Genomic DNA, 26,919 nt, shown 5'->3' with positions numbered 1-26,919 from the left:
CAAATTTCTGTCCGTGAGCCAGACGGGAGCAAGCACGCGGCCAAGGTGATTAAGCCAGGAATCTACCGACCTCGGACGAGGTGGCGCAGTCGGCCTGCCTTGCGGCCACCGCCGGCGGCAAAAACTCCAATGGAGGACGGCCAATGAGGATACCGTCCCGCTATGCCCAAGGACGATGAAACGACACCCCGGCAAAACCGGAAAATCGCCAGTTCGGATCTCCTGCAATGCAGGAAAACTCCCAGTATCTCGCCCAGGCTAAAGGACGCAAAACGTTCTTTTGAGCTGGGGACGAAATTCCTGAATTTTCAGGAGAGGGTCGCGCGACCGTGCCCACAACGTTGAGGAGACAGTCAGGCACCACAGATCACGACCACTACTAATGGGGGAAAGTGAGAAAAACCTACCTTGCCAGACCAGTCGCCGAGGGACCCACCCGATACGGTACAAAAGCGTGCCCGTCGCATGTGCCGGATACTTTCCCGCCATATACCGGAAAATTTTCCGGCATGGCATGGCCAGGATCTGCAATGATTCCGCACTCCCCTCCGGCCAGAGTCCGGAAAGTTTCTGGCCCCTCCTGATCGGCGGAAAATTCCGCCTATCTCCAGCACCTCATTCGCCTGGATGCGATCTGCCGGCACCGCCCTTAGGCACACCATCACATCGAGCCCAGACCTCGACGTAATGGCACTAGGCTAGAACTGCCCGGAAAACCACAATGAGGACGTGCTCTCGATGAAGGTGAAAGATCTCGAAGCTGCATCCAGCGATGCGCTTGGTAGGGTATTCGGAGAATTAAGAACGCGCGCGAAGGTCGCGATGAGAAGGGAAAGCGAGGATCGAGCTTACCGGGAGCGGCGCAGGCCACCCGGTTGTCCTGCTGGCGCTGACGACAGACATTTGAGCTGGCCGGCATGGAAAAGCCCCGTCTGAGCGATTCAGGACGAGGCTTTCTTTGTAGGCTTACTGCACCCACCATGCCCTGACAAAGAACTGGCCCGGGAGAAGCGATGTGCGGTAAGTGCCCGATATATTTGGCGTCCCGGAGAGGGGTCGAACCTCCAACCTTCCCCTTAGGAGGGGGATGCTCTATCCAATTGAGCTACCGGGACACGCCGGACATGGCGAGCGGTGCGCCGCGTCCGGGCGGCATGTTAACGGCAGAGAAAGCGTTTGTCATGCCACTGCCACCAAGGCTGCGCATAATTTTCCGCAACCCTGGAGGTGCAGCATGAACCAGACCGTCGCCATTCCCGCCGCACAGGACCTGCCGGACGCCCCGCGCCAGCCGCGGATACCGGACTCCCCCTTCGCCAGCTTCGACGTGCGGATCGCCAGCGAGCACGACGCGCCGCGCCTGTCGTTGCTGCTACAGCAACTCGGTAGCGCCGATCCGCGCCCGGACCCGGCGTTGCTGGCCATCCAGCTGCAACGACCGCGCGGCGACCGGGTCACCCTGGTGGCCGAGCGCGGCGAGCGCCTGCTCGGCACCTGCACCCTGCATCTGATCGAACACCTGGCGCACGATTTCGCCCGCTCGGCGATTCTCGAAGACATGGTGGTCGACCGCCACGCCCGCGGCCAGGGCGTAGGCCGCGAACTGATCGGCCGGGCCGTGGAGCGCGCGCGCAGTTGGGGCTGCTACAAACTGGCGCTTTCCAGCCACCAGGACCGGGAAACCGCGCAGCGCTTCTATGCCGCGCTAGGGTTCACCAGCCACGGCGTAAGCCTGGCGCTGCATCTGGGCTGACATCATCATGCATTTTGCAACCGGTAAAATGCCCATCCGTGCAAAGTGCATGCGAGAGAGTCTCGGGCACATATATAATTCATTGATTTAAAAGGATTTTTTATAGAAAAAAGTTGGCACAACCGCTGCTACAAGACCCTCAGGATCAAACCTTGGCCATCTGCCTGGCAAAGCTACGAAATGGAGGTGAACATGAGCAGCTCACGCAACCTGGTCGGCACCGGACTTCTTTCCCTGCTGGCTCTCGTAGTCTTCCAGAACAGCGCACTGGGCGACGAGGACAGGACGCAGGAACGCAACGGCGAAAGGCCGGTAGTGCTGGACAGCAACGCAACGCCGCAGTGGGCACCCGCTGCGCAACAACTGGTGATCCAGGCGCCCGACGAATCCCCGCGCATCGTCACCGTAGGCGAGGACGAGCGCGGCACGGCGCTGGTGACCGCGGCCGACGAACAGGCCTGGACATTCTGACGAAGCAAGCGCCGGGAGACCGGCATCCAACGACGCTACACCGCCGCACAGGTCCCCGGGATGCTGGCGGGCGGAAAGGGAGAAAGAACATGTGGATCCTGGCTTTGCCGCTGACCGCCCTGGCCCTTTCGGTCGGCGTCTACGGGCTGCTCTGGCTGATAGAGCACGGAGGAGACGAATATCCAGCGAAGCTTCCGCTGAGCGACAAGGGCGCCACGGAACCTCGGCGCCACTGAGCCGGCACAAGGAACAGCGAGCCCGACGGAGAGGGCTCCGGGAGTGAAACCATGTCACGATCCGCCGTCATTCTTCTGTTCGTAGTGATCGCCAGCGCGATCCTGGCGCTGAGCCTGCCGCCCGAGGCCACCCTCCTCGCCTGGTGCGCCTGGGGACTGCTGGGCATTTCCGGCGCATGGCTGCTGTTTGCACTGGTGGTAGGTCGGCGAATCCGCTTCGATCCAAGCCTGGACTGATTTCGCCCGCAGCGCTTTACCGGGCGCTACAGCGTCGCTCACAGCGGCAGGCACACGCCGTCGCGCGCCAGTTCCACCCCTTCGGGCAACGCAGCGGGGTGGTCCAGCAGCCAGGCGTCCAGCGTATGCCCGACGTGAGTCAACACGGCCCGCCGGGGACGCAGCGATTCGATGCACTCCAGTGCCCGCGTGAGGTCGTTGTGGTTGCGCGGCGGCCGCTCCTGCGGCGGCATCGAGCAGTCCAGCACCAGCAGGTCCAGCGGCGCCGCGAGCAATCGCGAGGCGCTGTCCGCCGGCAGCCCGACGGTATCGGTGAGGTAGGCCAGGCGCCGTATCGTTCCCTCCTCGGAAGCCCCCTCCAGCAAGTAGCCGAAGGTTGGCTTCGAGTGGACCAGCGGCAACGCGGTCGCCGCCAGCGCGCCCCACTGGCGCCGCTCGAAGGCGCCGAAGGGCTGGCTGAAATCGAGGATGCCCGGATGCTTGTAGAGGTCGGCGAGGCCCTCCGGGTCGGCCGGGCCGTGCACCGGGATCACCAGACCCTGGCCCCAGCGCAGGTGCAGCAGGCCCTGGGCGTGGTCGGCGTGGTAATGGGTCTGGAGGATGCCATCGAGGCTATGGGGCGGGAAGCGCTCGCAGAGATCGACCAGGCCGCTGTCGATCAGCCAGCGCTGGCCGGCGCACTCCAGCAGCGCGCTACAGGGACGGCGACGCAGGCCGGCGTCGGCGCGGGCGTTGCGACAGGCCGGGCAATCGCAACCGTAGACCGGCACCTGGCGGGCGTCGCCGGTGCCGAGCAGGGTCAGGCGCATGCGCGGTCGCTGCCGAGACGGGCCAGGAGGGTGCGTAGCGTGTCGTCGAGATCACCGGAGTTGTCCAGTTGGAACAGCGGGCCCTCCAGGCCGGCGGCGAACTCGGCGTTACGCGCCAGGCGCGCCTCGATTTCCTCGGGGCTTTCCCGGCCGCGCGCCAGCAGGCGCTGGCGCAGCACCTCGGGTTTCACCCCGAGCAGGACCGCGAGCAGATCCGGATAGCGCCGGCGGGCCTGCGCCAGGTAGCCGCGCGAGCCGTTCACCAGCACGTCGTAGCCCTGCGCCAGCCACTCGTCGATCTGCACCGGAATGCCATAGCAAAGGCCGTTCGCGCGCCAGCTCATGGCGAACGCCGAGGCCCGCTCGAGGGTGTCGAACTGCGCCGGAGTCACCGCCTGGGCGTCCTCCCCCACCGCTTCCGCGGAGCGCGTGATCACCCGCCGCACGATACGGCAGCCGCGCAGCGCCAGGGGCTCGCGCGCGGCCTGCAACAGGCTGTCCTTGCCCGAGCCGGAAGGCCCCATCAGATAAATCAGTCTGCCTGTCATCAGAACACTCTCTGCCCGCCGCGCCAGACCTGACGCACCACCGGCTGGTTGTTGCCGAGCGCCCGCGCCTGCAGCAGATCGGCGCGCAGGCCGACGCGGATTTCGCCACGATCGGTCAGCCCGGCGGCCAGCGCCGGGGTACGGCTGACCATCGCCACCGCGCGCGGCAGGTCGTAGCGGATCGCATCATACTCGCTGTGCTCGCCGGCGAGCAGCAAGGCCGCATGCAGCAGGCTGGCCGGATAGTAGTCGCTGGAAAGGATATCCAGCACGCCGATTCCCGCCAGTTGCGCCGCCGCCACGTTGCCCGAGTGGGAACCGCCGCGGACCACGTTGGGCGCGCCCATCAGCACCTGCAGGCCGTGCTCGTGGCTGGCCCTGGCGGCCTCCACGGTGGTCGGGAACTCGGCGATGGCCATGCCGTAGCCGGCCGACTCGCGGACATGCGCGAGGGTCGCGTCGTCATGGCTGGCCACCGACAGGCCGCGTCCCTGGCAGACATCGACGATGGCCGCACGGGCGGCGTCGCTGTAGCGCTCGGAGTTGGCTACCTGCTCGACGATGAAGGCGTCCATCTCGGCATCGCTCAGGTGGTACTTGCCCTGGTAGTACTCGCGGTACTTCTCCAGCCTGGCGAACTGGCGCTGGCCGGGGGCGTGGTCCATCACCGAGACCAGTTGCACCAGCGGATGCTCGACCAGTTCGCGGAACACCTCCAGCGTCTGCGGATGGCTGACCTCGCAACGCAGGTGCAGGCGATGGTCGGCGCGCGCGTCGCCGCTGGCGGCGGCCTCGCCGATGGCCTCGAGCATCTTCGGCAACTGCTGCATGCGCTTGCCCTTGGGGTTGACGTCGCCGATGGACAGCGCGTCGAACACCGTGGTGATTCCCGCGGCGACGATCTGCGCGTCGTGCGCCAGCACCGCCGAGGCCGATGGCCAGTCGACGCCGGGACGCGGGGTCATGTGCTTCTCCAGGTTGTCGGTGTGCAGCTCGACCAGACCGGGCAGCAGGTAGTCGCCCCCCAGGTCCTCGGCCCCGGCCAGGTGGCTGCGGCCTTCGTCGACCGCGGCGATCAGGCCGTCGCGCAGCAGCACGCTGCCGACGAAGACCCGCTCGGCGCTGACTACCCGGGCATTGCTGAGAACGCGTTCAGACGACATGGGCTTGCTCCTGACGGGAAAGCTCCTGGCTCATGTCCAGGTAGCGGCTGGCCACCGCCTCGCGGGCGGCGCGGTCGTGGAAGATGCCGATCAACGCGGCGCCAGCGGCCTTGGCTTCGCCGATCAGCTCCAGCACTACCTGGCGGTTGGCTTCGTCGAGGGACGCGGTCGGCTCGTCGAGCAGCAGGATCGGCCACTCGACCATGAAGCCGCGGGCAATGTTGACGCGTTGCTGCTCGCCGCCGGAAAAGGTACCCGGCGCCAGTTGCCAGAGGCGTTCCGGGATGTTCAGCCGGGCCAGCAGGCTGCGCGCCCGCAGTTCGGCGCTGTCGCGGCTCCAGCCACGGGCCAGGGCCGGCTCCATGACCACGTCGAGGGTCGCCACCCGCGGGATCACCCGCAGGAACTGGCTGACGTAGCCGAGGGTCTGGCGACGCACGGCGAGCACCTCGCGAGGCTCGGCGCCGACCAGTTCCAACCAGTCGCCGGCGTGGCGCAGGCGGATGCTGCCGCCGGCCGGCAGGTAGTTGCCGTAGAGCGTGCGCAGCAGGGTGCTCTTGCCGGCGCCGGAGCGTCCGTGGAGCACCAGGCATTCGCCGCCGGCGACATTGAAGTTGAGCCCGCGCAGCACATTGAGCACTACGCCCTGTTGCTGGTGCAGGGTGAAGGTCTTGCTGAGGTCGCGGACCTCGATCAGGTTGTTCATCGCTACTTCTCCGGGCGCCCGTCGCGCGGACCGGCGCCGACGCTTCGGCTCAGGGTTGCAGGACCGACGACACCAGCAATTGCGTGTACGGATGCTGCGGGTCGTCGAGAATCTGGTCGGTGAGACCGGCTTCCACCACCCGCGAACGGCGCATGACCATCAGGCGGTCGGCGAGCAGGCGCGCCACCGCCAGGTCGTGGGTGACGATCACCACCGCCAGGTCCAGCTCGCGCACCAGGCCGCGCAGCAGGTCGAGCAGGCGCGCCTGCACCGACACGTCGAGGCCGCCGGTGGGTTCGTCCATGAACACCAGGCGTGGCGCCGAGACCAGGTTGCGAGCGATCTGCAGGCGCTGCTGCATGCCGCCGGAAAAGGTTCGCGGCAGGTCGTCGATGCGCAGCGGATCGATCTCCACCTGTTCCAGCCAGTCCAGCCCGGCCTGGCGCAGCCGACCGTAGTGGCGCACGCCCTGGGCCATCAGCCGTTCGCCGATGTTGGCGCCGGCGGACACGCCCATGCGCAGGCCGTCGCGCGGGTTCTGCTCGACGAAGCCCCACTCGGTGCGCAGCAGGGTGCGCCGCTCGGCTTCGCTGGCGGCGTAGAGGTCCAGCCAGCGGTCGCCGTCGTCGCGGTAAGCGACCGTGCCGGCGTCCGGCGGACAGCGCCCGGAGAGCAACGAGAGCAGGGTCGACTTGCCCGAGCCGGACTCACCGACGATGCCCAGCACCTCGCCGGGGTAGAGATCGAAGTCGACCTCCTGGCAGCCCTTTTCCGGCCCGTACAGGCGGGTCAGGCCACGCACCGAGAGCAGCGGCCGATCGCGCGCGTCGAGGTTCGCATCGATGGATTCGCAGACCGCGTTCATTGCGCGTCCTCCCCTTCTTCCTGGCAGGCACGCCGCTGCGTGCAGTAATCGGTGTCGGAACAGACGAAGCGCTTGCCGCCACGGTCGTCGACGATCAGTTCGTCCAGGTAGGACTCGTGGCTGCCGCAGAAGGCGCAGCTTTCCTCCCAGCGCTGGACTTCGAAGGGGTGGTCCTCGAAGTCCAGGCTCGCCACCCGGGTGAACGGCGGCACCGCGTACAGGCGTTTCTCGCGACCTGCGCCGAACAGCATCAGCGCCGGGCTCATGTCCAGCTTGGGGTTGTCGAACTTGGGAATTGGCGAGGGATCCATCACGTAGCGCTCGTCCACCGTAACCGGGTAGGCATAGCTGGTGGCGATATGGCCGAAGGTGGCGATGTCCTCGTAGAGCTTCACGTGCATCACCCCGTAGTCGTCGAGCGCATGCATGGTCCGGGTCTCCGCCTCGGAAGGCTCGATGAAGCGCAGCGGCTCGGGGATCGGCACCTGGTAGACCATGATCTGCTCGCCGCTCAGGGCGGTTTCCGGTATCCGGTGGCGGGTCTGGATCACCGTCGCCTCCGGGGTCCGTTCGGTGGTGGCGACCCCGGCGGTGCGGGCGAAGAAACGCCGGATGGATACCGCGTTGGTGGTGTCGTCGGCGCCCTGGTCGATCACCTTGAGCACGTCGTCGGCACCGAGGATGGCCGCGGTCACCTGCATGCCGCCGGTGCCCCAGCCGTAGGGCAGCGGCATCTCGCGGCCGCCGAAGGGCACCTGGTAGCCGGGGATCGCCACCGCCTTGAGCAGGCCGCGGCGGATCATGCGCTTGGTCTGCTCGTCGAGGTAGGCGAAGTTGTAGCCCTGCTCCGGCGCGGCGCTGGCTTGCGGGGAAAGGCTCATGCGCGCTTCTCCTGGTCAGTGGGTTGCGCGGATTCGGCGACGCCGGGACGACGCAGCTTGCGAATCAGCTCCAGCTCGGACTGGAAATCGACGTAGTGCGGCAGCTTCAGGTGCGAGACGAAGCCGCCGGCCTCGACGTTGTCGCAGTGCATCAGGACGAACTCTTCCTGCTGCGCCGGCGACACCACCTCCTCGCCGTATTCCTCGGCGCGCAGGGCGCGGTCGACCAGGGCCATGCCCATCGCCTTGCGCTCGGCGTAGCCGAAGGCCAGGCCGTAGCCACGGGTGAATTGCGGCAGTTCCTCGCGGGAACCGACGAACTGGTTGACCATCTCGCACTCGGTGACCTCGATCTCGCCCACCGGCACCGCGAAGCCGAGTTCCTCGGGCTCCAGCCAGACCTCGCAGGCGCCGATGCGGATCTCCCCGGCGAACGGATGGTTGCGGCCGTAGCCGCGCTGGGTCGAATAGCCCAGGGCGAGAAGGAAGCCCTCGTCGCCGCGGGCCAGGGCCTGCAGGCGCTGGGCGCGGCCGGTGGGGAAGTCGAGCGGCTCGCGGGTGATATCCGGCACCGCGCCGGGCAGCTCGTACTCCGGCGTCATCAGGCCTTCCCGGTCGAGCAGGCCGAGCACGCGCGGACAAGGCTCCAGGGACGCGCCCCGCTCCACTTCGGGGCCGGGGTAGTCGCCCTCGGCGAGCAGGCTGAAGTCGAGCAGGCGATGGGTATAGTCGAAGGTCGGACCGAGCAGTTGCCCGCCCGGCAGGTCCTTGTAGGTCGCCGAGATCCGTCGTTGCAGACGCATCCCGGCGGTGTCCAGCGGCAGGCTGGCGGCGAAGCGCGGCAGCGTGGTGCGGTAGGCGCGGAGAAGGAAGATCGCTTCCATCAGGTCGCCGGCCGCCTGCTTGATCGCCAGTGCCGCCAGTTGCTCATCGTACAGCGAACCCTCGGTCATCACCCGCGACACGGCCAGCGGCATCTGCTGGCGGATCTGCTCCACCGACAGCTCCGGCAGCGCGGTATCGCCGCGGCGCTTGCGCGCCAGCAGGCGATGGGCGTTGTCGATGGCCTTCTCGCCACCCTTGACGGCTACGTACATCAGGCCACCTCCTCGACGGGTTCGCTGACCCGGGTACTGCGTGGCAGGCCGAGGATGCGCTCGCCAGCGGCGAAGAAAGCATCCAGGCCCCTGGGGAATTCGGTGCGTGCGGCGCGCTGTGCCCAGAACCCGGCGCTCACCGGCAACGCCACCTGGCGCACTTCGGCGATGCCCGGTCCGCGCCACTCCAGCGAGGCGCCGCCATCGAGGCCGGCAAGCTGGATCAGCAGGGTGCAGGACTGGTCCGGATAACGGTCGCTGCCGCTGTCGAAGCCGCTCAGGTCGTCCAGCTCGCCTTCGTCGAGCAAAGCGAACAGCGCCTGCTCACGCTCGGCGACGATCGGGCAGCCGCAATGGAAGGCCAGGTTGGCGCGCAACGTCGGGCTGTCGAGACCCGGCGCCAGCCACAGCGGGGTGTCGGAGTCGAGGAAGCTCAGGCACAGCGCGTAGCTGGCCGGTTGCAACGCGGCCAGCGCCGGTGCGCGGTCGAGGTTGCGCACCAGCCCCGGTTCGGCGAGGGCCTTGAGCGCCGCGCGGAAACTCCGCTGGGCATCCAGGACCGGGTCCTGGAACGCCGGTTGCAATAGCGCGGCGGTATCCGCCGGGCTGGGAAGCGAAGCGCTGGTCATCAATCTTCTCCTCGGACCAGGGTGAAGAACTCCACCTTGGTAGTGGCGATTTCCGCCTCCTGGGCGGCGCGGCGCTCGGCCTGGGTGCGGGCCAGCGGTTCGATCAGGCGCGCCTGCCAGGCCGCCGCGTCGGCGCCCTGCAGGTGCGCGTCGGCCAGGGCGGCCAGTTCGGCGTGGCGCTTGTCGCGCCCGGCGACATAGCTGTAGCCGGTGCGTCCGTCACCGAGCCGCACCACGCAGCGGGTCACGGTCATCTCGCCGAGGTTGAACGGGCTGCCGGTGCCGCCCATGCGTCCGCGCACCAGGGTCATGCCGGTCTCGGCGGCGCGCAGCAGGTGATAGTCGGCATCGCGCAGGGCGTCCGCATGGGCGTCCAGCTCCTCGCGACGGGCGCGGGCGAGCACGCCCATCCAGCGCTGTCGTGCGGCGATGGTGGGATCGGAATGCAAGGCGGTCATGGGCTTCTCCTAGGGGGCGACCTGGTACTGGAAGCGATCGGCGCGGCTGATCGACTGGGCCAGTTCCACCGGTTGGCCGGTACGGTCGCGGGACAGGGTGAGGACGGTGAGCAACGGCGCATGGCGGGGCATCAGCAGGCGCGCCGCCTCCTCGCGGTTGGGCAGGCGCGCACCGATCAGGCTGTAGGTGCGGGTCAGCGGCAGGCCTTTGTCGGCCAGGTAGCGACGCAGCGAACCGCCCTGGTAGTCGGCGAGCAGCTCGCTGCGGGAAACGGCGTAGCAATGGCGGATCAGGCTCACTGGCTGTCCGTCGAGGTAACGCAGGGTGGTCAGTTCCAGCACCCGCCCGCCCTCGCCGATCCCCAGGTGGGTGGCCTCGGCGGCGCCGGCCGGACGCTGGCGCGCCTCCAGCAGCCGGGCCTCGACCCGGTGGCCCTGGGCCGAGAGCGACTCGGTGTAGGCGTTGGCGGCGCCCATCGGGTAGATCGTCGGCGCCTCCAGGACCTGGGTGCCCTTGCCCTGGCGCCGCAGCACGCGGCCTTCGAGCACCAGTTCGTCGAGCGCCCTGCGCAGGGTATGGCGGTTCACCGCGAAGCGCTGGGCCAGCTGGATCTCGCCGGGCAGGTAGTCGCCGGGGCGGTAGGCCAGCAGTTCCTGGCGCAGCCGTTCGGCCAGTTCGCGGTACAGCGGTTCGCTTTGTCTAGACAAGTGCATGGTTTGGAAAGGGCGCACCAGGCGCCCTCCTCGCGTCGTCAGATGAACAGCTTGCGCAGGCGTTGTGACAGAACGTCGATCAGGCTCACCACCACGATGATCACGATCAGCACGGCGCAGGTCTGGCCGAACTGGAAGCCGCGGATGGCCTCCCAGAGGATCACGCCGATGCCGCCGGCGCCGACCATCCCGACCACGGTGGCGGAACGTACGTTGGACTCGAAGCGGTACAGCGAATAGGAGATCCACAGCGGCAGGACCTGCGGGATGACCCCGAAGATGACCTCCTGCAGGGCGCTGGCACCGGTGGCGCGGACGCCTTCGACCGGACCGGGGTCGATCGCCTCGACCGCCTCGGCGAAGAGCTTGGCGAGCACCCCGGTGGTGCTGATGAACAGCGCCAGCACGCCGGCGAACGGGCCCAGGCCGACGGCGACCACGAAGAGCATGGCGAAGACCATCTCGTTGATCGAACGGCAGGCATCCATCACCCGCCGCACCGGCTGGTAGACCCACCAGGGCACGATGTTCTCGGAGGCCAGGATCGACAGCGGGATGGCGCAGACGATCGCCAGCACCGTGCCCCAGAGGGCGATCTGCACGGTGACCAGCATCTCGCTGAGGTAGAGCTTCCAGTTGCCGAAGTCCGGCGGGAAGAAGTCGGCGGCGAAGGTCGCCATGTTGCCGGCGTCGCGGAACAGCACGGCCGGGTTCATTTCCGCGCCCTTCCAGGACCAGGCGAGGATGGCGAGGAACAGGCCCCAGCCGACCAGGCGACCCCAGGATGGCTTGCCGGTGGCGGCCGCCGCGGCAGTGGTGCTCAGAGTGCTCATATCGGGAATCTCGACAGCGGTATTGGCGAATCGGGTGGGGCGCGGCGCCGGCCGCGCCCGGGGTGGATCAGCCGGCGTTGGCGGCGGTTTTCTGCTCGCGCTCGGCCATGCGTTTCTCCAGCTTGGCCAGCTCCTCGTCGAGGGCCTTCAGCTTGGCGGCCTTCTCCTCGGCGCCGAGGTTGGCGTTGTTCGCCACGTCGGTGCGCTGCTTGAACAGCTCGAGCTGGCGGATCGGCAGCAACTGGTCGTCGTCGGAGGGCTGGAACTTCGACCATTGCAGGTCGGCGAGGACCTTCTTCTGCTCGGCGTTGGCGCCGTACTTGAAGAAGAAGTCGCGCAGCTTGTTCTTCTGCTCGTCGCTCAGGTTGTTGCGCCACACCAGCGGGTCGCCCGGGATCAGCGGCGACTTCCAGATCACCTTGAGCTGCCTGGCCTTCTCCGGCTGGGTCAATTCCAGGCGCTCCATGCCCTCGGTATTGAAGGTGGCGACGTCGACCTGCTTGTTGGCCACCGCCAGTGCGTTGACCTCATGGCTGGAATTGAGGGTGCGCTTGAAGGCCTTGACCGGGTCGACGTTGTTCTTGGCGAACACGTAGTAGCCGGGCACCAGGTAGCCGGACGTGGAGTTCGGATCGCCGTTGCCGAAGGTCAGGCTCTTGGCGTTCGCCAGCATGTCCTCGAGGCTGTCGATCTTGCTGTCCTTGTTGGCGATCAGCAGGCTCCAGTAGCCCGGCGCGCCACTGGCGGCGACGGTCTGGGCGAAGATCTCGCCGTGGGCGCGATCCACCGCTTCCATGGCGGCCTTGTTGCCGTACCAGGCGATGTCGACCTTGTCGAAACGCATGCCCTGGATGATCCCGGCGTAGTCGGGGGCGAAGAAGGCCTTCACCTGGTAGCCGGTCTGCTGGCTCATGTCCTTGAGGAAGGGTTCCCAGATGCTCTTGAGGTTCTGCGACGACTCGGTGGAGATGATCCCGAAATTGATCACCGGCTGGTCGGCGTGCGCCATCCCGGCAAGGGAGCCGGCGAGCAGGGCGGAAGCCGCGAGCACACGACTGAAGCGTTTCAACATGGAGAGAACTCCTGGGCAGGGTTTGGCGGGTTTTTATGCGGTTCGAATGACGTCAGGCGCGCGCGAGGGTCAGTTCCGGCTGGCTCTCCGCCCCTCGCCGGGCACGGTCGGAAAACAGCAGCGGGGTGTCCCCTTCGGCGCCGTAGAGTTCGTTGAGGAAGCCTTCGGAAAGGTGCTCGCTGCTGCCGTCGAAGAGGATCCGGCCGCCCTTCAGGGCCACCGCGCGCGGGCAATAGCGCAACGCGTAGTCGACCTGATGCAGGGTCACCACCACGGTCTTGCCGTCGTGGCGGTTGATGTCGGCGAGGATGTCCATCACCTTGCGCGCCGACTCCGGGTCGAGCGAGGCGATCGGTTCGTCGGCGAGAATCACCTCGGCCTTCTGGGTCAGGGCGCGGGCGATGGCCACGCGCTGCTGCTGGCCACCGGAAAGGGTCGAGGCGCGCTGCCCGGCGAAATCGGCCAGGCCGACCCGCGCCAGCGCTTCCAGGGCCTGGCGCTTCTGCTCGGCGCTGAACAGCCCCAGCGAACCGCGCCAGCGCGGCATGCGACCGAGGAAGCCGAGCAAGACGTTGTCCAGCACGCTGAGGCGGTTGACCAGGTTGAACTGCTGGAAGATGTAACCGATGTCGGCGCGCAGGCGACGCACTTCGCCGCTCAGGCGGCCGGACGCCTGCAGGCGGCGACCCAGCACGTCGATGCTGCCGCCGTTGTCGCGGTCGCAGCGGGCGAGCCCGGCGACGTGACGCAGGAGCGTGGATTTGCCGGAGCCGGATGCACCGATCAACGCCACCATCTCGCCCGCCTGGATCTCCAGCCTCAGGTTGAAAAGCGCCTGCTTGCGGGCAAAGGTCTTGTTCAGGCTGTCGACACGGATCACCGCGCTCATCGTTCTCCCTCCAATCGGTTGCACGAAGACGCCAGCGGCGCCATCTGGTGTAGACCAAGATAGAAGGAGACTGTGTCAGCCCGGTGAAGTGACGATGACAGTCGAGTGACAATCCCTTGAACGACCGGTGGTCAGAAGGCCATCATCCAACCCCCAGTAAAAAACTAGGCTTTTGCTGAATCGATCGCATTTCAGATAGCTGGTACTGGCAAAACGCCGGCACGCAACGCACAATTGACGTCAACTAATTGTTGTTTCCGAAATAACAGACTGAACGGCTAGCGGAAATCGTGGTCATAGGCCCGAGAACAATGAACGCTTCCTCGGCACCGCTTTTCCCTGACTCTACAGGTTCAATGTATGCGCCCACTGAAACAGGCAACTCCTACCTACTCCAGCCGTACCGCTGACAAATTCGTCGTTCGTCTGCCCGAGGGCATGCGTGAGCAGATCGCAGAAGTCGCTCGCAGCCATCACCGCAGCATGAACTCCGAGATCATCGCCCGACTCGAGCAGAGCCTGCTCCAGGAAGGGGCGCTGCAAGACAATCTCGGTGTTCGCCTGGACAGCCCGGAACTCAGCCTGCACGAGCGCGAGCTGCTGCAGCGTTTCCGCCAGCTGACCCACCGTCAGCAGAACGCGCTGGTCGCCCTGATCGCACACGATGCGGAGCTGGCCCAGGCCTGAGCGCCGAAGCCCACGCGTAGCGCTTGAAATGGCCGGCATTCGCCGGCTTTTTCTTTATGGATGGCCAAACCATGGGCGAGTAACCGCAAGGCGGTTATCCGCCGGCCCCTGTAGCGGTGGCGTTATCCCTCCAACGCCACGAGGGAGAGCCGAATGAGCTATCGCCTGGCCGCCGATGCCCTGGTCTGGCTGCACCTGGGCTTCATCCTGTTCGTCCTGTTCGGCGGCCTGCTGCCGTTGCGCTGGCCACGCCTGGCCTGGCTGCACCTGCCGGCGGTGGCCTGGGGCTGCGCGGTGGAGTTTCTCGGCCTGCCCTGTCCGCTGACCCCGCTGGAGAATCGTCTGCGCCGGGCCGCCGGGGACGCCGGCTACAGCGGCGGCTTCGTCGAGCACTACCTGTTGCCGCTGATCTATCCCGCCGGCCTGACCCCGGCGGTGCAGTGGATCCTTGGCGCCATCGTTCTGCTGCTCAACCTGATCGCCTACCTGTATCTGTTGCATCGCCGCGGTAGCCGCTGAGCCACGGATGCCACGTCATTCCGTACCTGGATAATGCTGCGCCGGCAGCGAGGCGAATCGTAGGCTGGTCTCCCCTGCCCAGCCCGGAGTCATTCCCATGCATCCCTATTTCAGTCTCGCCGGTCGCATCGCCCTGGTCACCGGCGGCAGCCGCGGCATCGGCCAGATGATCGCCCAGGGTCTTCTCGAAGCCGGCGCCCGCGTCTTCATCTGCGCACGTGACGCAGAGGCCTGCGCCGACACCGCCACACGCCTCTCGGCCTACGGCGACTGCCAGGCGATCCCCGCCGACCTTTCCAGCGAAGCCGGTGCCCGGCGCCTGGCGGAGGCGCTCGGCGGACTCAGCGCGCGGCTGGATATCCTGGTGAACAACGCCGGCACCAGTTGGGGCGCAGCGCTGGAAAGCTATCCGGTGTCCGGCTGGGAAAAGGTCATGCAGCTCAATGTCACCTCGGTGTTTTCCTGCATCCAGCAACTGCTGCCGCTGCTGCGCCGCTCGGCCAGCGCGGAGAACCCGGCGCGGGTGATCAACATCGGCTCGGTGGCGGGCATCAGCGCCATGGGCGAACAAGCCTATGCCTACGGGCCGAGCAAGGCCGCGCTGCATCAACTGTCGCGGATGCTGGCGAAGGAACTGGTCGGCGAGCACATCAATGTCAACGTGATCGCTCCCGGACGCTTTCCGAGCCGCATGACCCGTCACATCGCCAATGACCCGCAGGCACTGGAGGCGGACAGCGCGTCGATTCCCATGGGCCGCTGGGGTCGCCCGGAGGAGATGGCGGCGCTGGCGATCAGCCTGGCCGGCACCGCCGGCGCCTACATGACCGGCAACGTGATCCCCATCGACGGCGGTTTTCATCTCTGAGCGCCGCCAATCCGGGTAACATGACGCCCCCGACCGCTCGCCTCGTCCCGCCATGACCCACAGCGTTTCTCCCATCGGCTACATCCGCTCCTGCTTCATGGAGAAGTTCGCCATCCCGCGCCAGCCGCTGCTCGCGCCGGCGGCGCGGGGGACCCTGGAACTGCTGCCGCCGTTCGACCAGGTGGAAGCGCTGGAAGGCCTGGAGCAGGTCAGCCATGTCTGGCTGCTGTTCCTCTTCCACCAGGCCCTGGAAGACAAGCCGCGACTGAAGGTGCGCCCGCCGCGCCTGGGCGGCAACCGCTCGCTGGGAGTCTTCGCCACCCGCGCCACCCATCGGCCGAACGGCATCGGCCAGTCGGTGGTGCGCCTGGAGGGCTTCGAAGCGGGGCGCCTGTGGCTGTCCGGAATCGACCTGCTCGACGGCACCCCGGTACTCGATATCAAGCCCTACGTACCCTACGCCGACGCCGTGGCCGACGCCCGCAACGGCATCGCCGACGCGCCGCCGCCGGGCATCACGGTGGAGTGGAGCGAGCAGGCGCGGCGCCAGGCCCATGAGCACGGCCAGCGGTTGCGGCAGCCGGTAGCCGAGCTGATCGAGCAATGCCTGGCCCAGGACCCACGCCCGGCCTACCAGAAGCCGGAGCCCGGGCGCCGCTACGGGGTGCGCCTGTGGGACCTCGACGTGCATTGGCACTACCCGCGCCCGGACCTGATCCGCGTGCTGGACGTCGCCCGCGGCGATTGAGCCTTCTCAGCGCAGCGGATTGAGCGCCAGCGCGTCGCTTTCGAAGACTTCCTGTTCGAGGATCAGCGGCTCGACCAACGGCCGGCTGTCGCGGAAATGCGCGGTGCGGGTGTGCGCCTCGTAGGCCGCGTCATCGCGATAGACCTCGTAGAGATAGACCAGGTCAGGGTCCTGTCGGTCGCGGGAAACGTCGAACACCAGGCAGCCGGGCTCGGTGGACACGGAAGCGGCGGCGTTGACCTGGATGGCATCGATGAAAGCCTCGGCGCAGCCGGCCCTGAGGCGGGTCTTGATAAAGATGCAGTACACGGAAACTTCCTTTTGTTTTAGATTTACAAAATTATTGTATACAAAAAAGGAAGCAAACCCATGTCCGACCGCCCTGCCCGCCCCTCCCGCCTCAACGGCCTGCGTCACCTCGCCCTGCTGGTGCCCAACCTGGAAGAATGCGAGCGCTTCTATGTCGACGTGCTGGGCATGGAAGTGCTGAACCGCGCCAACGAAGACCTGGTGTATCTCACCTGCGGCAACGACAACCTTTCCCTCGGCCGCGCCCACGCCGCCAGCAACGGCCTGCAGACCATGGATCACTACGGCTTCGTCGTCGACAGCGTGGAGGAACTGGAAGCCTGGTACCGTTACCTGAAGGCGCTGGGCGTGACCCTGCTCGACCAACCCTTAGACCACGGCGACGGCGCGCGCAGCTTCCACCTGCTCGACCCGGCGGGCAACAAGGTGCAGCCGCTGTACCATCCAGCGGTATCCGGGCAACGCCTGGCCTGAGCCTCGGGCAGCCCTCTCCCCTCTCCCTGAAGGGAGAGGGGCGACTCGGTACACTGAGTGCCAGCAACCTCGCTTGTTCCTCATCTCCACTTCTTGACTTTCATCAAGCGCGTTCCGCCCCCGCTCCTCCTAGCATCCGGCAACGGAAGCGATTCCACCGCCAGGCGCAGACCCCACCGCAGCGCGGCGTCCCTTTTTTCGCCGGTAGCCAGTAGTAGATGGAACCTATGCGCGCCCTTCGTTTTTCCGCCGGATCGTGGCGGTGTGTCTTCGCCTGGATGCTCCTGCTGGTCGGCCTCGCCGCCCAGGGTGCCGAACTCAGCGAGTTGGAGCGTCTGCGCATCGCCCAGGTATTCCCCGCGGTCGAGCGGATCGGCGACCCCGAAGGCGACTACGGCGTACGCCGCCTGAGCAAGGGCGAGGAAACCCTCGGCTACGCCTTCCAGACCCTCAGCGTCACCGACATCCCGGCCTACTCCGGCAAGCCGATCAACCTGCAGGTGATCCTCGATCCGCAGGCGGTTATCCGCGACGCCTACGTCCTCGAACACCACGAACCGATCCTGCTGATCGGCATCCCGGAAGAGAAGTTGCACGCCTTCAGCGCCAGGTACGACGGCGTGCGCGCCGACCAGCGGGTGGTGGTCGGCCGCTCCAGCGACCCGCAGGCGGTTACCGTCGACGCGGTGAGCGGCGCCACGGTGACGGTGATGGTGGTCAACGAGATCGTCATGCGCGCCGCACATACGGTGGCGGTTTCCCTCGGCCTGATCGAGGACCGCGGCAATGTGCGGCCCAAGCCGGCGCAGGTGCGCCAGCAACCGGCAGCGACGGCGAGCTGGAGCGAATTGCTCGGCAACGGTGCGATCCGCCGCCTGCAGTTGAGTCGCGGGCAGATCGACGACGCCTTCAAGGGCAGCGAGGCCGAAGGCATCGGCGAAGCCGACGCGGCGCACCGCGACGAGCCGTTCATCGATCTCTACAGCGCCCTGCTCAACCCTCCCGCGGTGGGCCGCAGCCTGCTCGGCGACAACCAGTACCGCGAACTGATGGCGTCGCTGAAGCCAGGCGAATACGCCTTCGTCGTGCTCGGCGACGGCGAGTATTCCTTCAAGGGTTCCGGCTACGTGCGCGGTGGCATCTTCGATCGGGTCCAACTGCGCCAGTTCGGCGACATCATCAGCTTCCGCGACCTCGACTACCAGCGCCTGTCGGACGTCTACGCCGAAGGCATGCCGGAGTTCCGCGAGATGGCGATCTTCGTCGCCCGCGCCAGCCAGCGTTTCGATCCGGGCTCGCCCTGGACCCTGGAGTTGCTCGTGCGGCGCCAGACCGGCCCGGTGGCGGGGGTATTCACCAGCTTCGAGCTGGCCTGCCAGACGCCCGAGGAATACCTGGAGCGGCCGCAGCCAACGGCCGAGGAACTGGCCGCCCTGGAAGAGGCTGCCCGGCCGCTGTGGCTGCGGGTCTGGTACCAGAAGAGCTTCCAGATCGGAGTCCTCTGTACCGCCCTCGTCCTGCTCCTGGCGATCCTCTTCCTCCAGGACCGCCTGGTGCGACGGCCGCGCCTGATGCAGCGACTGCGCACCGGCTACCTGGCGTTCACCCTGGTCTACCTGGGCTGGTACTGCCTCGGCCAGCTATCGGTGGTCAACGTGCTGACCTTCGTCCACGCGCTGTTCGAAGGCTTCCGCTGGGAGCTGTTCCTCAGCGACCCGCTGCTGTTCATCCTCTGGACCTTCACCGCAGCCAGCCTGCTGCTCTGGGGCCGCGGCGTGTTCTGCGGCTGGCTGTGCCCGTTCGGTGCGCTACAGGAACTGCTCAACGAACTCGCGCGCAAGCTCCGCGTGCCGCAGTTCCAGGTGCCGTTCGCCGTGCACGAGCGGCTCTGGGCGATCAAGTACATCATCCTGCTGGTGCTCTTCGGTCTCTCCCTGGAATCCCTGGCGCTGGCCGAGCAGGCCGCGGAGGTGGAGCCGTTCAAGACCGCCATCACCCTCGGCTTCGACCGCCAGTGGTGGTTCGTCGCCTACGCCGTCGCGCTGCTGGTGGTCAACCTGTTCACCCGCAAGGTCTATTGCCGCTACCTCTGCCCGCTGGGCGCGGCCCTGGCGATCCCGGCCAAGGCGCGCCTGTTCGACTGGCTCAAGCGCCGCGCGGAATGCGGCAGGCCCTGCCAGCTCTGTGCCCGCGAATGCGAGATCCAGGCGATCCATCCCGACGGCCGCATCGAGGCCAACGAATGCCACTACTGCCTCGACTGCCAGATGACCTACCACGACCAGGACAAGTGCCCGCCGCTGGTGAACAAGCGCAAGAAGCGCGCGAAGAGCGCGCCGGCGGACAACGCGCGGATACCCGCGGAGAACCTCTGACCTGGCTCCCTTTCCCCTGACTGCCCTTGAGGACGACACGAGATGAGCGACGACACGAAAAGCCCCCACGAAGAAACCCACGGCCTGAACCGCCGCGGCTTCCTCGGCGCCTCGGCGCTGACCGGAGCCGCCGCCCTGGTTGGCGCCAGCGCCCTGGGCAGCGCGGTGGTCGGCCGCGAGGCCCGGGCCGCGGGCAAGGGCGAGCGCAGCAAGGCCGAGGTCGCCCCCGGCGAACTGGATGAGTACTACGGGTTCTGGAGCGGCGGACATTCCGGCGAAGTACGCGTGCTCGGTGTGCCGTCGATGCGCGAGCTGATGCGCATACCGGTGTTCAACGTCGACTCGGCCACCGGCTGGGGCCTGACCAACGAGAGCAAGCGGGTCCTCGGCGACAGCGCGCGCTTCCTCAACGGCGACTGCCACCATCCGCACATCTCGATGACCGACGGCAAGTACGACGGCAAGTACCTGTTCATCAACGACAAGGCCAACAGCCGGGTCGCGCGCATCCGCCTGGACGTCATGAAATGCGACCGCATCGTCACCATTCCCAACGTCCAGGCGATCCACGGCCTGCGCCTGCAAAAGGTGCCGCATACCCGCTACGTGTTCTGCAACGCCGAGTTCATCATCCCCCATCCCAACGACGGCTCGACCTTCGACCTGTCCGGCGACAACGCCTTCACCCTGTACAACGCCATCGACGCCGAGACCATGGAAGTGGCCTGGCAGGTGATCGTCGACGGCAACCTCGACAACACCGACATGGACTACAGCGGCAGGTTCGCCGCCTCCACCTGCTACAACTCGGAGAAGGCCGTCGACCTCGGCGGCATGATGCGCAACGAGCGCGACTGGGTGGTGGTGTTCGACATCCCGCGCATCGAGGCCGAGATCAAGGCGAAGCGCTTCGTCACCCTCGGCGACTCGAAGGTGCCGGTGGTCGACGGCCGGCGCAAGGACGGCAAGGACAGCCCGGTGACCCGCTACATCCCGGTACCGAAGAACCCCCACGGGCTGAACACCTCGCCGGACGGCAAGTACTTCATCGCCAACGGCAAGCTCTCGCCGACCTGCACCATGATCGCCATCGAGCGCCTCGGCGACCTGTTCGCCGGCAAGCTGGCCGACCCGCGCGACGTGGTGGTGGGCGAGCCGGAACTGGGCCTCGGCCCGCTGCACACCACTTTCGATGGCCGAGGCAACGCCTATACCACGCTGTTCATCGACAGCCAGTTGGTGAAGTGGAACCTGGCCGACGCGGTGCGCGCCTACAAGGGCGAGAAGGTCGACTACATCCGCCAGAAACTCGACGTGCAGTACCAGCCGGGGCACAACCACGCCACCCTGTGCGAGACCAGCGAAGCCGACGGCAAGTGGATCGTGGTGCTCAGCAAGTTCTCCAAGGACCGCTTCCTGCCCACCGGTCCGCTGCACCCGGAGAACGACCAGTTGATCGACATTTCCGGCGAGGAAATGAAGCTGGTCCACGACGGCCCGACCTTCGCCGAACCGCACGATTGCATCCTCGCCCGCCGCGACCAGATCAAGACCCGCAAGATCTGGGACCGCAAGGACCCGTTCTTCGCCGAGACGGTCAAGCGCGCGGAAAAGGACGGCATCGACCTGATGAAGGACAACAAGGTCATCCGCGAGGGCAACAAGGTCCGCGTCTACATGGTCTCGATGGCGCCCTCCTTCGGCCTCACCGAGTTCAAGGTGAAGCAGGGCGACGAAGTCACCGTGACCATCACCAACCTCGACGAGATCGAGGACGTGACCCACGGCTTCGTCATGGTCAACCACGGCGTCTGCATGGAGATCAGCCCGCAACAGACCTCGTCGATCACCTTCGTCGCCGATAAGCCCGGGGTGCACTGGTACTACTGCAGCTGGTTCTGCCACGCCCTGCACATGGAAATGTGCGGGCGGATGCTGGTGGAAAAGGCTTGATCCACGCAGCGCGGTCGCTGGCCGGGCGCCGGGCGGGGCCGCTCCTCGCCCTGCTCCTGCTCGGCCTCGCCACGGCCCGCGCGGAGCCGGTCGACGGCCTGCCGCTGCGGGCCGACGGCGATGGCCGCTGGAGCCTGGCGGCGGGCCGCTACGCCGGCAACTTCGTCATCGACCGGCCGCTGCACCTACGCTGCGAGGCCGGCGCCGAACTGGACGGCGGCGGCCACGGCAGCCTGCTGACCCTGACCAGCCCCGGGATCACCGTCGAGGGCTGCCGGCTGCGCAACTGGGGGCGCAACCTGACCGAACTCGACGCCGCGATCTTCGTCGGCAAGGCCGCCAGCGGCGCCGTGATCCGCGGCAACGACCTGCGCGGCGCGGGTTTCGGCGTCTGGCTCGACGCCACGGCGGGCGCGCAGGTGCTCGACAACCGCATCGAGGGCGACGAAAGCGTGCGCTCCCAGGATCGCGGCAACGGTATCCACCTCTATGCGGTGAAGGACGCCCTGGTCCGCGGCAACCGGGTCAGCCACACCCGCGACGGGGTCTACATCGACACTTCCAACGACAGCAGCATCGAAGCCAACCGCTTCGAGGAGCTGCGCTACGGCGTGCACTACATGTTCACCCACAACAGCCGGGTGACCGACAACCTGACCCGGCGCACCCGCACCGGCTACGCGCTGATGCAGAGCCGCAAGCTGACCGTGACCGGCAACCGCTCCATCGACGACGAGAACTACGGCATCCTGATGAACTACATCACCTACTCGACCCTGGCCGGCAACCGCGTCGAGGGCGTGCGCAGCGGCAGCACCGGCGACGCGATGATTTCCGGCGCCGAGGGCAAGGCGCTGTTCATCTACAACTCGCTGTTCAACCGCATCGAAGGCAACAGCTTCGCCGACAGCGCCCTGGGCATCCACCTCACCGCCGGCTCGGAGGACAATCGCATCGCCGGCAACGCCTTCATAGGCAACCGCCAGCAGGTCAAGTACGTCGCCAGCCGCGAGCAGGAGTGGTCCGCCGACGGCCGCGGCAACTACTGGAGCGACTACCTGGGCTGGGACCGCGACGACGACGGTCTCGGCGACGTCGCCTACGAGCCCAACGACAACGTCGACCGGCTGATCTGGCTGTACCCGCAGGTACGCCTGCTGTTGAACAGCCCGAGCATCGAGCTGCTGCGCTGGGTCCAGCGCGCCTTCCCGGTGGTGCGCTCGCCCGGCGTGCGCGACAGCCATCCGCTGATGCGGATGCCCGCCGCGGAGCCGAGGCCATGAGCCTGGTCGAGATCGACGGCGCGACCCTGCGCTACGGCGCCCTCACCGCCCTGAGCGGGCTCGACCTGCGCCTGGAGCCCGGCGAGGTGCTCGGCCTGCTCGGCCACAACGGCGCCGGCAAGACCACCACCATCAAGCTGGTCCTCGGCCTGCTGGCCCCCAGCGAAGGCCGCGTGCGGGTCCTCGGCCACGATGCGAGGAGCCTGGAGGCGCGCCGCCAGCTCGGCTACCTGCCGGAGAACGTGACCTTCTACCCGCAGCTCAGCGGCGCGGAAACCCTGCGCCACTTCGCCCGCCTCAAGGGCGTGGCGCCGGCCGAAGCCGCGCGCCTGCTGGAACAGGTCGGCCTCGGCCATGCCGCCAGGCGGCGCCTGAAAACCTACTCGAAGGGCATGCGCCAGCGCCTCGGCCTGGCCCAGGCGCTGCTCGGCGAACCGCGCCTGCTGCTGCTCGACGAACCGACGGTGGGCCTCGACCCGCTGGCCACCGTCGAGCTCTACCAATTGCTCGACCGCCTGCGCGGCCAGGGCACCGGGATCGTCCTTTGCTCCCATGTGCTGCCCGGCGTCGAGACGCACATCGACCGCGCCGCGATTCTCGCCGGCGGCCGCCTGCAAGTGGCCGGCAGCCTCGCCGAATTGCGCCGCAAGGCGGCTCTGCCGACCCGCGTGCGCCTGGCCAGCCCGCATAACCCGCAGTGGCTCGAACGCTGGCACCGGGCCGGCCTGGCGGCGCGGAGACTGGACGACCAGCGCATCGAGGTACTGCTGGACGATGCCGAGCGCGACGGCGTGCTGGAAGCGCTGCTGGCCGCGCGCGAGTTCGACCTGGAAATCCTGCCGCCGTCGCTGGAGGACCTCTATCGCCACCACATGTCCCCCGCCCCCGCCGGAGCCACGCCATGCCCGTAGTCTGGACCATCGCCCGCAAGGAACTGGCCGACGGCCTGCGCAATCGCTGGCTGCTGGCGATCAGCCTGCTGTTCGCCCTGCTCTCGGTGGGCATCGCCTGGTTCGGCGCCGCCGCGGCCGGCCAGGTCGGCTTCACTTCGGTGCCGGCGACGGTCGCCAGCCTGACCAGCCTGGCCACCTTCCTGATGCCGCTGATCGCCCTGCTGCTGGCCTACGACGCCATCGTCGGCGAGGAGGAAGGCGGCACCCTGCTGCTGCTCCTGACCTACCCGCTGGGGCGCGGCCAGTTGCTGCTCGGCAAGTTCCTCGGTCACGGCCTGATCCTCGCCCTGGCCACCCTGATCGGCTTCGGCAGCGCGGCGCTGGCGATCCTCGCGCTGGTGCCGGAGGTCGAGGCGGCCATCCTGCTGGGCGCCTTCGGCCGCTTCATGGGTTCCTCGCTGCTGCTCGGCTGCGTGTTCCTCGCCCTGGCCTACGCCCTGAGCAGCCGCGCCAGCGAGAAATCCAGCGCCGCCGGGCAGGCGCTCGGCCTGTGGTTCTTCTTCGTCCTGCTGTTCGACCTGGCCCTGCTGGCGATCCTGGTCCTCAGCCAGGGTCACCTGAGCCCGCGGCTGCTGCCCTGGCTGTTGCTGCTCAACCCGACCGACCTCTACCGGCTGATCAACCTGTCCGGCTTCGACGCAGCCGCCGCCGGCGGGGTGGTTCCCCTGGCCAGCGACCTGCCGGTGTCCGCCAGCGCCCTCTGGCTGGCCCTGGTCCTCTGGGCCTGCGCTGCCCTGGCGCTGGCCCACGGCCTGTTCCGCCGCCGCCCCATCTGACTCACGAGGTTCCGCCATGCAACGTCATACCCTCCCCCTGCGCCCTCTGCTCGGCACGCTCCTGCTCGGCCTGCTGCTGGCCGGCTGCGATGCGTCGCGGGACGACGCCACGGCACTCGGCCCGGTGCCGATCGCCAGCGGCGACGAATGCCACGTCTGCGGCATGCTCATCGAGGAAATGCCCGGTCCCAAGGGCGAGGCGGTGCTTCCCGGCGCGGTGCGCAAGTTCTGCTCCACCGCCGAACTGTTCGGCTGGTGGCTGCAACCGGAAAACCGCCAGGGCCAGGCGCGCCTGTATGTCCACGACATGAGCCAGGCCGACTGGCGGCACCCCGACGATGCCCGCCTGATCGACGCCACCCGCGCCTACTACGTGGTCGGCATCCAGCGGCCGGGCGGCATGGGCGCCACCCTCGCCTCGTTCGCCGACGAAGAGGCCGCGACGCGCCTGGCGGCCGAGGAAGGCGGCCGGGTACTGCGCTTCGACGAGATCGACCAGGCGGTGCTGCAAGGCGTGGGCGGCGACCACCCGCACCGGCACCCGGCGCACTGAGCGGGGGCCGGAAAGCAGAAAGCCCCTGCCGCGGATACGGCAGGGGCTTTCTTCGCCTGGCGCGACGAGGCGCGGCGGAGGCCTACTTCTCGACGAAGGCGCGCTCGATCAGGTAGTCGCCCGGCTCGCCCATGCGCGGCGAGATCTTCAGGCCGAAGCTATCGAGCACGGCGCTGGTCTCTTCCAGCATGCTCGGGCTGCCACAGATCATCGCACGGTCGTCCTGCGGGTTCATCGGCGGCAGGCCGATGTCCTCGAACAGCTTGCCGCTGCGCATCAGGTCGGTCTGGCGGCCCTGGTTGCGGAACGGCTCCCGGGTCACCAGCGGGTAGTAGATCAGCTTCTCTTTCACCTGGTCGCCGAAGTACTCGTGTTCCGGCAGGACCTTGGTGATGAAGTCGGCGTAGGCCAGTTCGCTGACCCAGCGCACGCCGTGGACCAGGATCACCTTCTCGTAGCGCTCGTAGGTTTCCGGGTCCTGGATCACGCTGAGGAAGGGCGCCATGCCGGTGCCGGTGCTGAGCAGGTAGAGGTGCTTGCCGGGCAGCAGGTCGTCGTGCACCAGGGTGCCGGTCGGCTTGCGGCTGACCATCAGCTCGTCGCCTTCCTTCAGGTGCTGCAGGCGCGAGGTCAGCGGGCCGTCCGGGACCTTGATGCTGAAGAACTCCAGGTGCTCTTCGTAGTTCGGGCTGGCAATGCTGTAGGCGCGCATCAGCGGACGACCGTCGACTTCCAGGCCGATCATCACGAACTGGCCGGTCTTGAAGCGCAGACCCGGGTTGCGGGTGGTCTTGAAGCTGAACAGGGTGTCGTTCCAGTGGTGCACGCTGAGAACGCGCTCGGTGTACAGATTGCTCATCAAAGACTCCTAGGAAAACGCGGGCGCACACCAACAGCAGCAGACGTGACGCAGTTGCGCGGCATTTTATCGGTTGCCAAAATATCCGCAAAATGAATTGTCTGGATAATGCTTATCCAGAATATGGATATGGGATAACACGATATCGGTCGGCCGCCGGCCGCCGAGGGCTCCCATCGCTCCCGCGGACGGGGCGCAAGGATAACCGAGCCAACCCCGCCGACGGAACGGCAAAATGTCGCGGGGTCTTTCGCTCTAGACGAGGAAGCCTGGATGAAATTCACCCTCCGCCAGCTCGAGGTGTTCGTCGCCGTGGCCCAGCAGGAGAGCGTCTCCCGTGCCGCCGAGGGGCTGTCGCTGTCGCAGTCGGCGACCAGCACCTCGCTCGGCGAGCTGGAGCGGCAGTTCGACTGCAAGCTGTTCGACCGCGCCGGCAAGCGCCTGACCCTCAATGCCCTCGGCCGCCAACTGCTGCCGCAGGCGGTGGCGCTGCTCGACCGCGGCGAGGAAATCGAGAACCTGCTCAACGGCAAGACCGCCTTCGGCTCCCTCGACCTCGGTGCCACCCTGACCATCGGCAACTACCTGGCCACGCTGCTGATCGGCGCCTTCATGCAGCGCCAGCCGGACTGCCGGGTGCGCCTGCACGTGCACAACACCGCCCAGGTGGTGCAGCAGGTCGCCCACTACGAGCTGGACCTGGGCCTGATCGAGGGCGACTGCCGGCATCCGGACATCGAGGTGCAACCCTGGATGGAGGACGAACTGGTGGTGTTCTGCGCCCCCCAGCATCCGCTGGCGCGGCGGGGCGGCGCCGACCTGGAACGGCTGACGCGGGAGGCCTGGATCCTCCGCGAGCAGGGCTCCGGCACCCGCCTGACCTTCGACCAGGCCATGCGTCATCACCCGCGGCCGCTGAACATCCGCCTGGAGCTGGAGCACACCGAGGCGATCAAGCGTGCCGTGGAGTCCGGCCTGGGCATCGGCTGCATTTCCCGCCTGGCCCTGCGCGACGCTTTCCGCCGCGGCAGCCTGGTGCCGGTGGAAACGCCCGGCCTGGACCTGCGCCGGCAGTTCTACTTCATCTGGCACAAGCAGAAGTACCAGACCGCGACCATGCGCGAGTTCCTCGACCTGTGCCGCAGCGAGACCGCCGGGATCAGCCGCAGCGACGAGATCGTGCTGCCGCTGATTCCCTGAC

31 protein-coding genes and 1 tRNA gene are annotated in these 26,919 nt (G+C 67.3%); 16 read left to right on the top strand and 16 right to left on the bottom strand.

What is annotated here, in order from left to right; genetic code table 11:
• Positions 1–1,038: 1,038 nt before the first annotated feature.
• Positions 1,039–1,115, bottom strand: a tRNA-Arg gene (locus FHW81_RS04540).
• Positions 1,116–1,234: 119 nt separating this feature from the next.
• Between FHW81_RS04540 and FHW81_RS04535 the strand changes: the two genes are divergently transcribed.
• The 4 genes from FHW81_RS04535 to FHW81_RS04520 all read left to right on the top strand — a co-directional run bounded on the left by FHW81_RS04535 (position 1,235) and on the right by FHW81_RS04520 (position 2,697).
• Positions 1,235–1,753: a GNAT family N-acetyltransferase gene (locus FHW81_RS04535; protein ID WP_003091762.1), complete on the top strand. Its 519-nt coding sequence runs from the start codon at positions 1,235–1,237 to the stop codon at positions 1,751–1,753.
• Between the two features lie 192 nt (positions 1,754–1,945).
• Entirely contained in the window at positions 1,946–2,224 is a 279-nt protein-coding gene (locus FHW81_RS04530) for a hypothetical protein (protein ID WP_003113127.1), read from the top strand.
• Positions 2,225–2,313: 89 nt separating this feature from the next.
• On the top strand, positions 2,314–2,460 hold the full coding sequence (locus FHW81_RS04525) for a hypothetical protein (RefSeq protein WP_003122226.1): 147 nt from the start codon (positions 2,314–2,316) through the stop codon (positions 2,458–2,460).
• A gap of 51 nt (positions 2,461–2,511) precedes the next feature.
• A complete protein-coding gene (locus tag FHW81_RS04520; RefSeq protein ID WP_003098706.1) occupies positions 2,512–2,697 on the top strand; it encodes a PA3371 family protein in 186 nt (61 codons plus the stop codon).
• A gap of 38 nt (positions 2,698–2,735) precedes the next feature.
• Here the strand turns inward: FHW81_RS04520 and phnP are convergent, their stop codons facing one another.
• The 13 genes from phnP to phnC all read right to left on the bottom strand — a co-directional run bounded on the left by phnP (position 2,736) and on the right by phnC (position 13,361).
• The gene (phnP, locus tag FHW81_RS04515) at positions 2,736–3,506 is read right to left on the bottom strand and encodes a phosphonate metabolism protein PhnP (RefSeq protein WP_003122225.1); all 771 of its coding nucleotides are present in this window, start codon (positions 3,504–3,506) and stop codon (positions 2,736–2,738) included.
• The gene (phnN, locus tag FHW81_RS04510; RefSeq protein ID WP_003098703.1) at positions 3,497–4,054 is read right to left on the bottom strand and encodes a phosphonate metabolism protein/1,5-bisphosphokinase (PRPP-forming) PhnN; all 558 of its coding nucleotides are present in this window, start codon (positions 4,052–4,054) and stop codon (positions 3,497–3,499) included. The genes phnP and phnN overlap by 10 nt, the downstream gene beginning before the upstream one ends.
• On the bottom strand, positions 4,054–5,217 hold the full coding sequence (locus FHW81_RS04505) for an alpha-D-ribose 1-methylphosphonate 5-triphosphate diphosphatase (protein WP_003091776.1): 1,164 nt from the start codon (positions 5,215–5,217) through the stop codon (positions 4,054–4,056). The genes phnN and FHW81_RS04505 overlap by 1 nt, the downstream gene beginning before the upstream one ends.
• Positions 5,207–5,923, bottom strand: a complete 717-nt coding sequence (gene phnL / locus FHW81_RS04500) for a phosphonate C-P lyase system protein PhnL (RefSeq protein ID WP_003098702.1) — start codon at positions 5,921–5,923, stop codon at positions 5,207–5,209. Before phnL ends, FHW81_RS04505 begins: the two co-directional genes overlap by 11 nt.
• A 49-nt stretch (positions 5,924–5,972) precedes the next feature.
• A complete protein-coding gene (phnK, locus tag FHW81_RS04495; RefSeq protein WP_003098701.1) occupies positions 5,973–6,788 on the bottom strand; it encodes a phosphonate C-P lyase system protein PhnK in 816 nt (271 codons plus the stop codon).
• The gene (locus FHW81_RS04490) at positions 6,785–7,669 is read right to left on the bottom strand and encodes an alpha-D-ribose 1-methylphosphonate 5-phosphate C-P-lyase PhnJ (RefSeq protein ID WP_003098700.1); all 885 of its coding nucleotides are present in this window, start codon (positions 7,667–7,669) and stop codon (positions 6,785–6,787) included. Before FHW81_RS04490 ends, phnK begins: the two co-directional genes overlap by 4 nt.
• Positions 7,666–8,766 (bottom strand): carbon-phosphorus lyase complex subunit PhnI, encoded by a 1,101-nt coding sequence (locus FHW81_RS04485; protein WP_003098699.1) that lies wholly within the window; start codon positions 8,764–8,766, stop codon positions 7,666–7,668. Before FHW81_RS04485 ends, FHW81_RS04490 begins: the two co-directional genes overlap by 4 nt.
• A complete protein-coding gene (gene phnH / locus FHW81_RS04480; protein WP_003113122.1) occupies positions 8,766–9,395 on the bottom strand; it encodes a phosphonate C-P lyase system protein PhnH in 630 nt (209 codons plus the stop codon). The genes FHW81_RS04485 and phnH overlap by 1 nt, the downstream gene beginning before the upstream one ends.
• Complete coding sequence (gene phnG / locus FHW81_RS04475; RefSeq protein WP_003098697.1) at positions 9,395–9,853, bottom strand: phosphonate C-P lyase system protein PhnG; 459 nt, start codon at positions 9,851–9,853, stop codon at positions 9,395–9,397. The genes phnH and phnG overlap by 1 nt, the downstream gene beginning before the upstream one ends.
• 9 nt (positions 9,854–9,862) lie before the next feature.
• Complete coding sequence (phnF, locus tag FHW81_RS04470; RefSeq protein ID WP_003091792.1) at positions 9,863–10,585, bottom strand: phosphonate metabolism transcriptional regulator PhnF; 723 nt, start codon at positions 10,583–10,585, stop codon at positions 9,863–9,865.
• Between the two features lie 20 nt (positions 10,586–10,605).
• Positions 10,606–11,400: a phosphonate ABC transporter, permease protein PhnE gene (phnE, locus tag FHW81_RS04465; protein ID WP_003091793.1), complete on the bottom strand. Its 795-nt coding sequence runs from the start codon at positions 11,398–11,400 to the stop codon at positions 10,606–10,608.
• 67 nt (positions 11,401–11,467) lie between these two features.
• On the bottom strand, positions 11,468–12,472 hold the full coding sequence (phnD, locus tag FHW81_RS04460; protein WP_003113119.1) for a phosphonate ABC transporter substrate-binding protein: 1,005 nt from the start codon (positions 12,470–12,472) through the stop codon (positions 11,468–11,470).
• 52 nt (positions 12,473–12,524) lie between these two features.
• Positions 12,525–13,361 (bottom strand): phosphonate ABC transporter ATP-binding protein, encoded by an 837-nt coding sequence (gene phnC / locus FHW81_RS04455; RefSeq protein ID WP_003098696.1) that lies wholly within the window; start codon positions 13,359–13,361, stop codon positions 12,525–12,527.
• 360 nt (positions 13,362–13,721) lie between these two features.
• Between phnC and amrZ the strand changes: the two genes are divergently transcribed.
• The 4 genes from amrZ to tsaA all read left to right on the top strand — a co-directional run bounded on the left by amrZ (position 13,722) and on the right by tsaA (position 16,183).
• Positions 13,722–14,048, top strand: coding sequence for a transcriptional regulator AmrZ (gene amrZ, locus FHW81_RS04450; RefSeq protein WP_003091802.1), 327 nt, complete (start codon positions 13,722–13,724; stop codon positions 14,046–14,048).
• Positions 14,049–14,201: 153 nt separating this feature from the next.
• Complete coding sequence (locus FHW81_RS04445) at positions 14,202–14,567, top strand: DUF2784 domain-containing protein (protein WP_003098694.1); 366 nt, start codon at positions 14,202–14,204, stop codon at positions 14,565–14,567.
• Between the two features lie 97 nt (positions 14,568–14,664).
• Complete coding sequence (gene rhlG, locus FHW81_RS04440) at positions 14,665–15,435, top strand: 3-oxoacyl-ACP reductase RhlG (protein ID WP_003122221.1); 771 nt, start codon at positions 14,665–14,667, stop codon at positions 15,433–15,435.
• 52 nt (positions 15,436–15,487) lie between these two features.
• A complete protein-coding gene (tsaA, locus tag FHW81_RS04435) occupies positions 15,488–16,183 on the top strand; it encodes a tRNA (N6-threonylcarbamoyladenosine(37)-N6)-methyltransferase TrmO (RefSeq protein ID WP_060774197.1) in 696 nt (231 codons plus the stop codon).
• Positions 16,184–16,189: 6 nt separating this feature from the next.
• Here the strand turns inward: tsaA and FHW81_RS04430 are convergent, their stop codons facing one another.
• The gene (locus FHW81_RS04430) at positions 16,190–16,492 is read right to left on the bottom strand and encodes a putative quinol monooxygenase (protein WP_031672162.1); all 303 of its coding nucleotides are present in this window, start codon (positions 16,490–16,492) and stop codon (positions 16,190–16,192) included.
• Between the two features lie 60 nt (positions 16,493–16,552).
• On the opposite strand from FHW81_RS04430, the gene FHW81_RS04425 reads away from it, so the two are divergent.
• The 7 genes from FHW81_RS04425 (at position 16,553) to FHW81_RS04395 (ending at position 24,859) form a co-directional block, all read left to right on the top strand.
• Positions 16,553–16,966 (top strand): VOC family protein, encoded by a 414-nt coding sequence (locus tag FHW81_RS04425; protein WP_034084317.1) that lies wholly within the window; start codon positions 16,553–16,555, stop codon positions 16,964–16,966.
• Positions 16,967–17,193: 227 nt separating this feature from the next.
• Positions 17,194–19,341 (top strand): transcriptional regulator NosR, encoded by a 2,148-nt coding sequence (gene nosR, locus FHW81_RS04420; RefSeq protein WP_058159182.1) that lies wholly within the window; start codon positions 17,194–17,196, stop codon positions 19,339–19,341.
• Positions 19,342–19,383: 42 nt separating this feature from the next.
• Positions 19,384–21,294 carry a TAT-dependent nitrous-oxide reductase gene (nosZ, locus tag FHW81_RS04415; protein ID WP_003098686.1) on the top strand — a complete coding sequence of 637 codons (1,911 nt, stop codon included), beginning with the start codon at positions 19,384–19,386 and terminating at the stop codon, positions 21,292–21,294.
• Positions 21,291–22,577 carry a nitrous oxide reductase family maturation protein NosD gene (locus FHW81_RS04410; protein WP_003117558.1) on the top strand — a complete coding sequence of 429 codons (1,287 nt, stop codon included), beginning with the start codon at positions 21,291–21,293 and terminating at the stop codon, positions 22,575–22,577. The genes nosZ and FHW81_RS04410 overlap by 4 nt, the downstream gene beginning before the upstream one ends.
• Positions 22,574–23,488 carry an ABC transporter ATP-binding protein gene (locus tag FHW81_RS04405; protein ID WP_003113111.1) on the top strand — a complete coding sequence of 305 codons (915 nt, stop codon included), beginning with the start codon at positions 22,574–22,576 and terminating at the stop codon, positions 23,486–23,488. The genes FHW81_RS04410 and FHW81_RS04405 overlap by 4 nt, the downstream gene beginning before the upstream one ends.
• On the top strand, positions 23,479–24,306 hold the full coding sequence (locus tag FHW81_RS04400) for an ABC transporter permease (RefSeq protein ID WP_060774196.1): 828 nt from the start codon (positions 23,479–23,481) through the stop codon (positions 24,304–24,306). The genes FHW81_RS04405 and FHW81_RS04400 overlap by 10 nt, the downstream gene beginning before the upstream one ends.
• Before the next feature lie 16 nt (positions 24,307–24,322).
• Positions 24,323–24,859: a nitrous oxide reductase accessory protein NosL gene (locus tag FHW81_RS04395; RefSeq protein WP_003091829.1), complete on the top strand. Its 537-nt coding sequence runs from the start codon at positions 24,323–24,325 to the stop codon at positions 24,857–24,859.
• A gap of 82 nt (positions 24,860–24,941) precedes the next feature.
• Here the strand turns inward: FHW81_RS04395 and fpr are convergent, their stop codons facing one another.
• Positions 24,942–25,718, bottom strand: coding sequence for a ferredoxin-NADP reductase (fpr, locus tag FHW81_RS04390; protein WP_003091832.1), 777 nt, complete (start codon positions 25,716–25,718; stop codon positions 24,942–24,944).
• 273 nt (positions 25,719–25,991) lie between these two features.
• Between fpr and FHW81_RS04385 the strand changes: the two genes are divergently transcribed.
• Positions 25,992–26,918 carry a LysR family transcriptional regulator gene (locus FHW81_RS04385; protein WP_003091833.1) on the top strand — a complete coding sequence of 309 codons (927 nt, stop codon included), beginning with the start codon at positions 25,992–25,994 and terminating at the stop codon, positions 26,916–26,918.
• Position 26,919: the final 1 nt, after the last annotated feature.

The organism is Pseudomonas sp. RC10-4-2, from assembly GCF_050433085.1.
GTDB classification, from domain to species: Bacteria; Pseudomonadota; Gammaproteobacteria; order Pseudomonadales; family Pseudomonadaceae; genus Pseudomonas; species Pseudomonas aeruginosa.
Note: the sequence above shows the minus strand (reverse complement) of the source record. Positions and strands in the feature narration are given on the sequence as shown.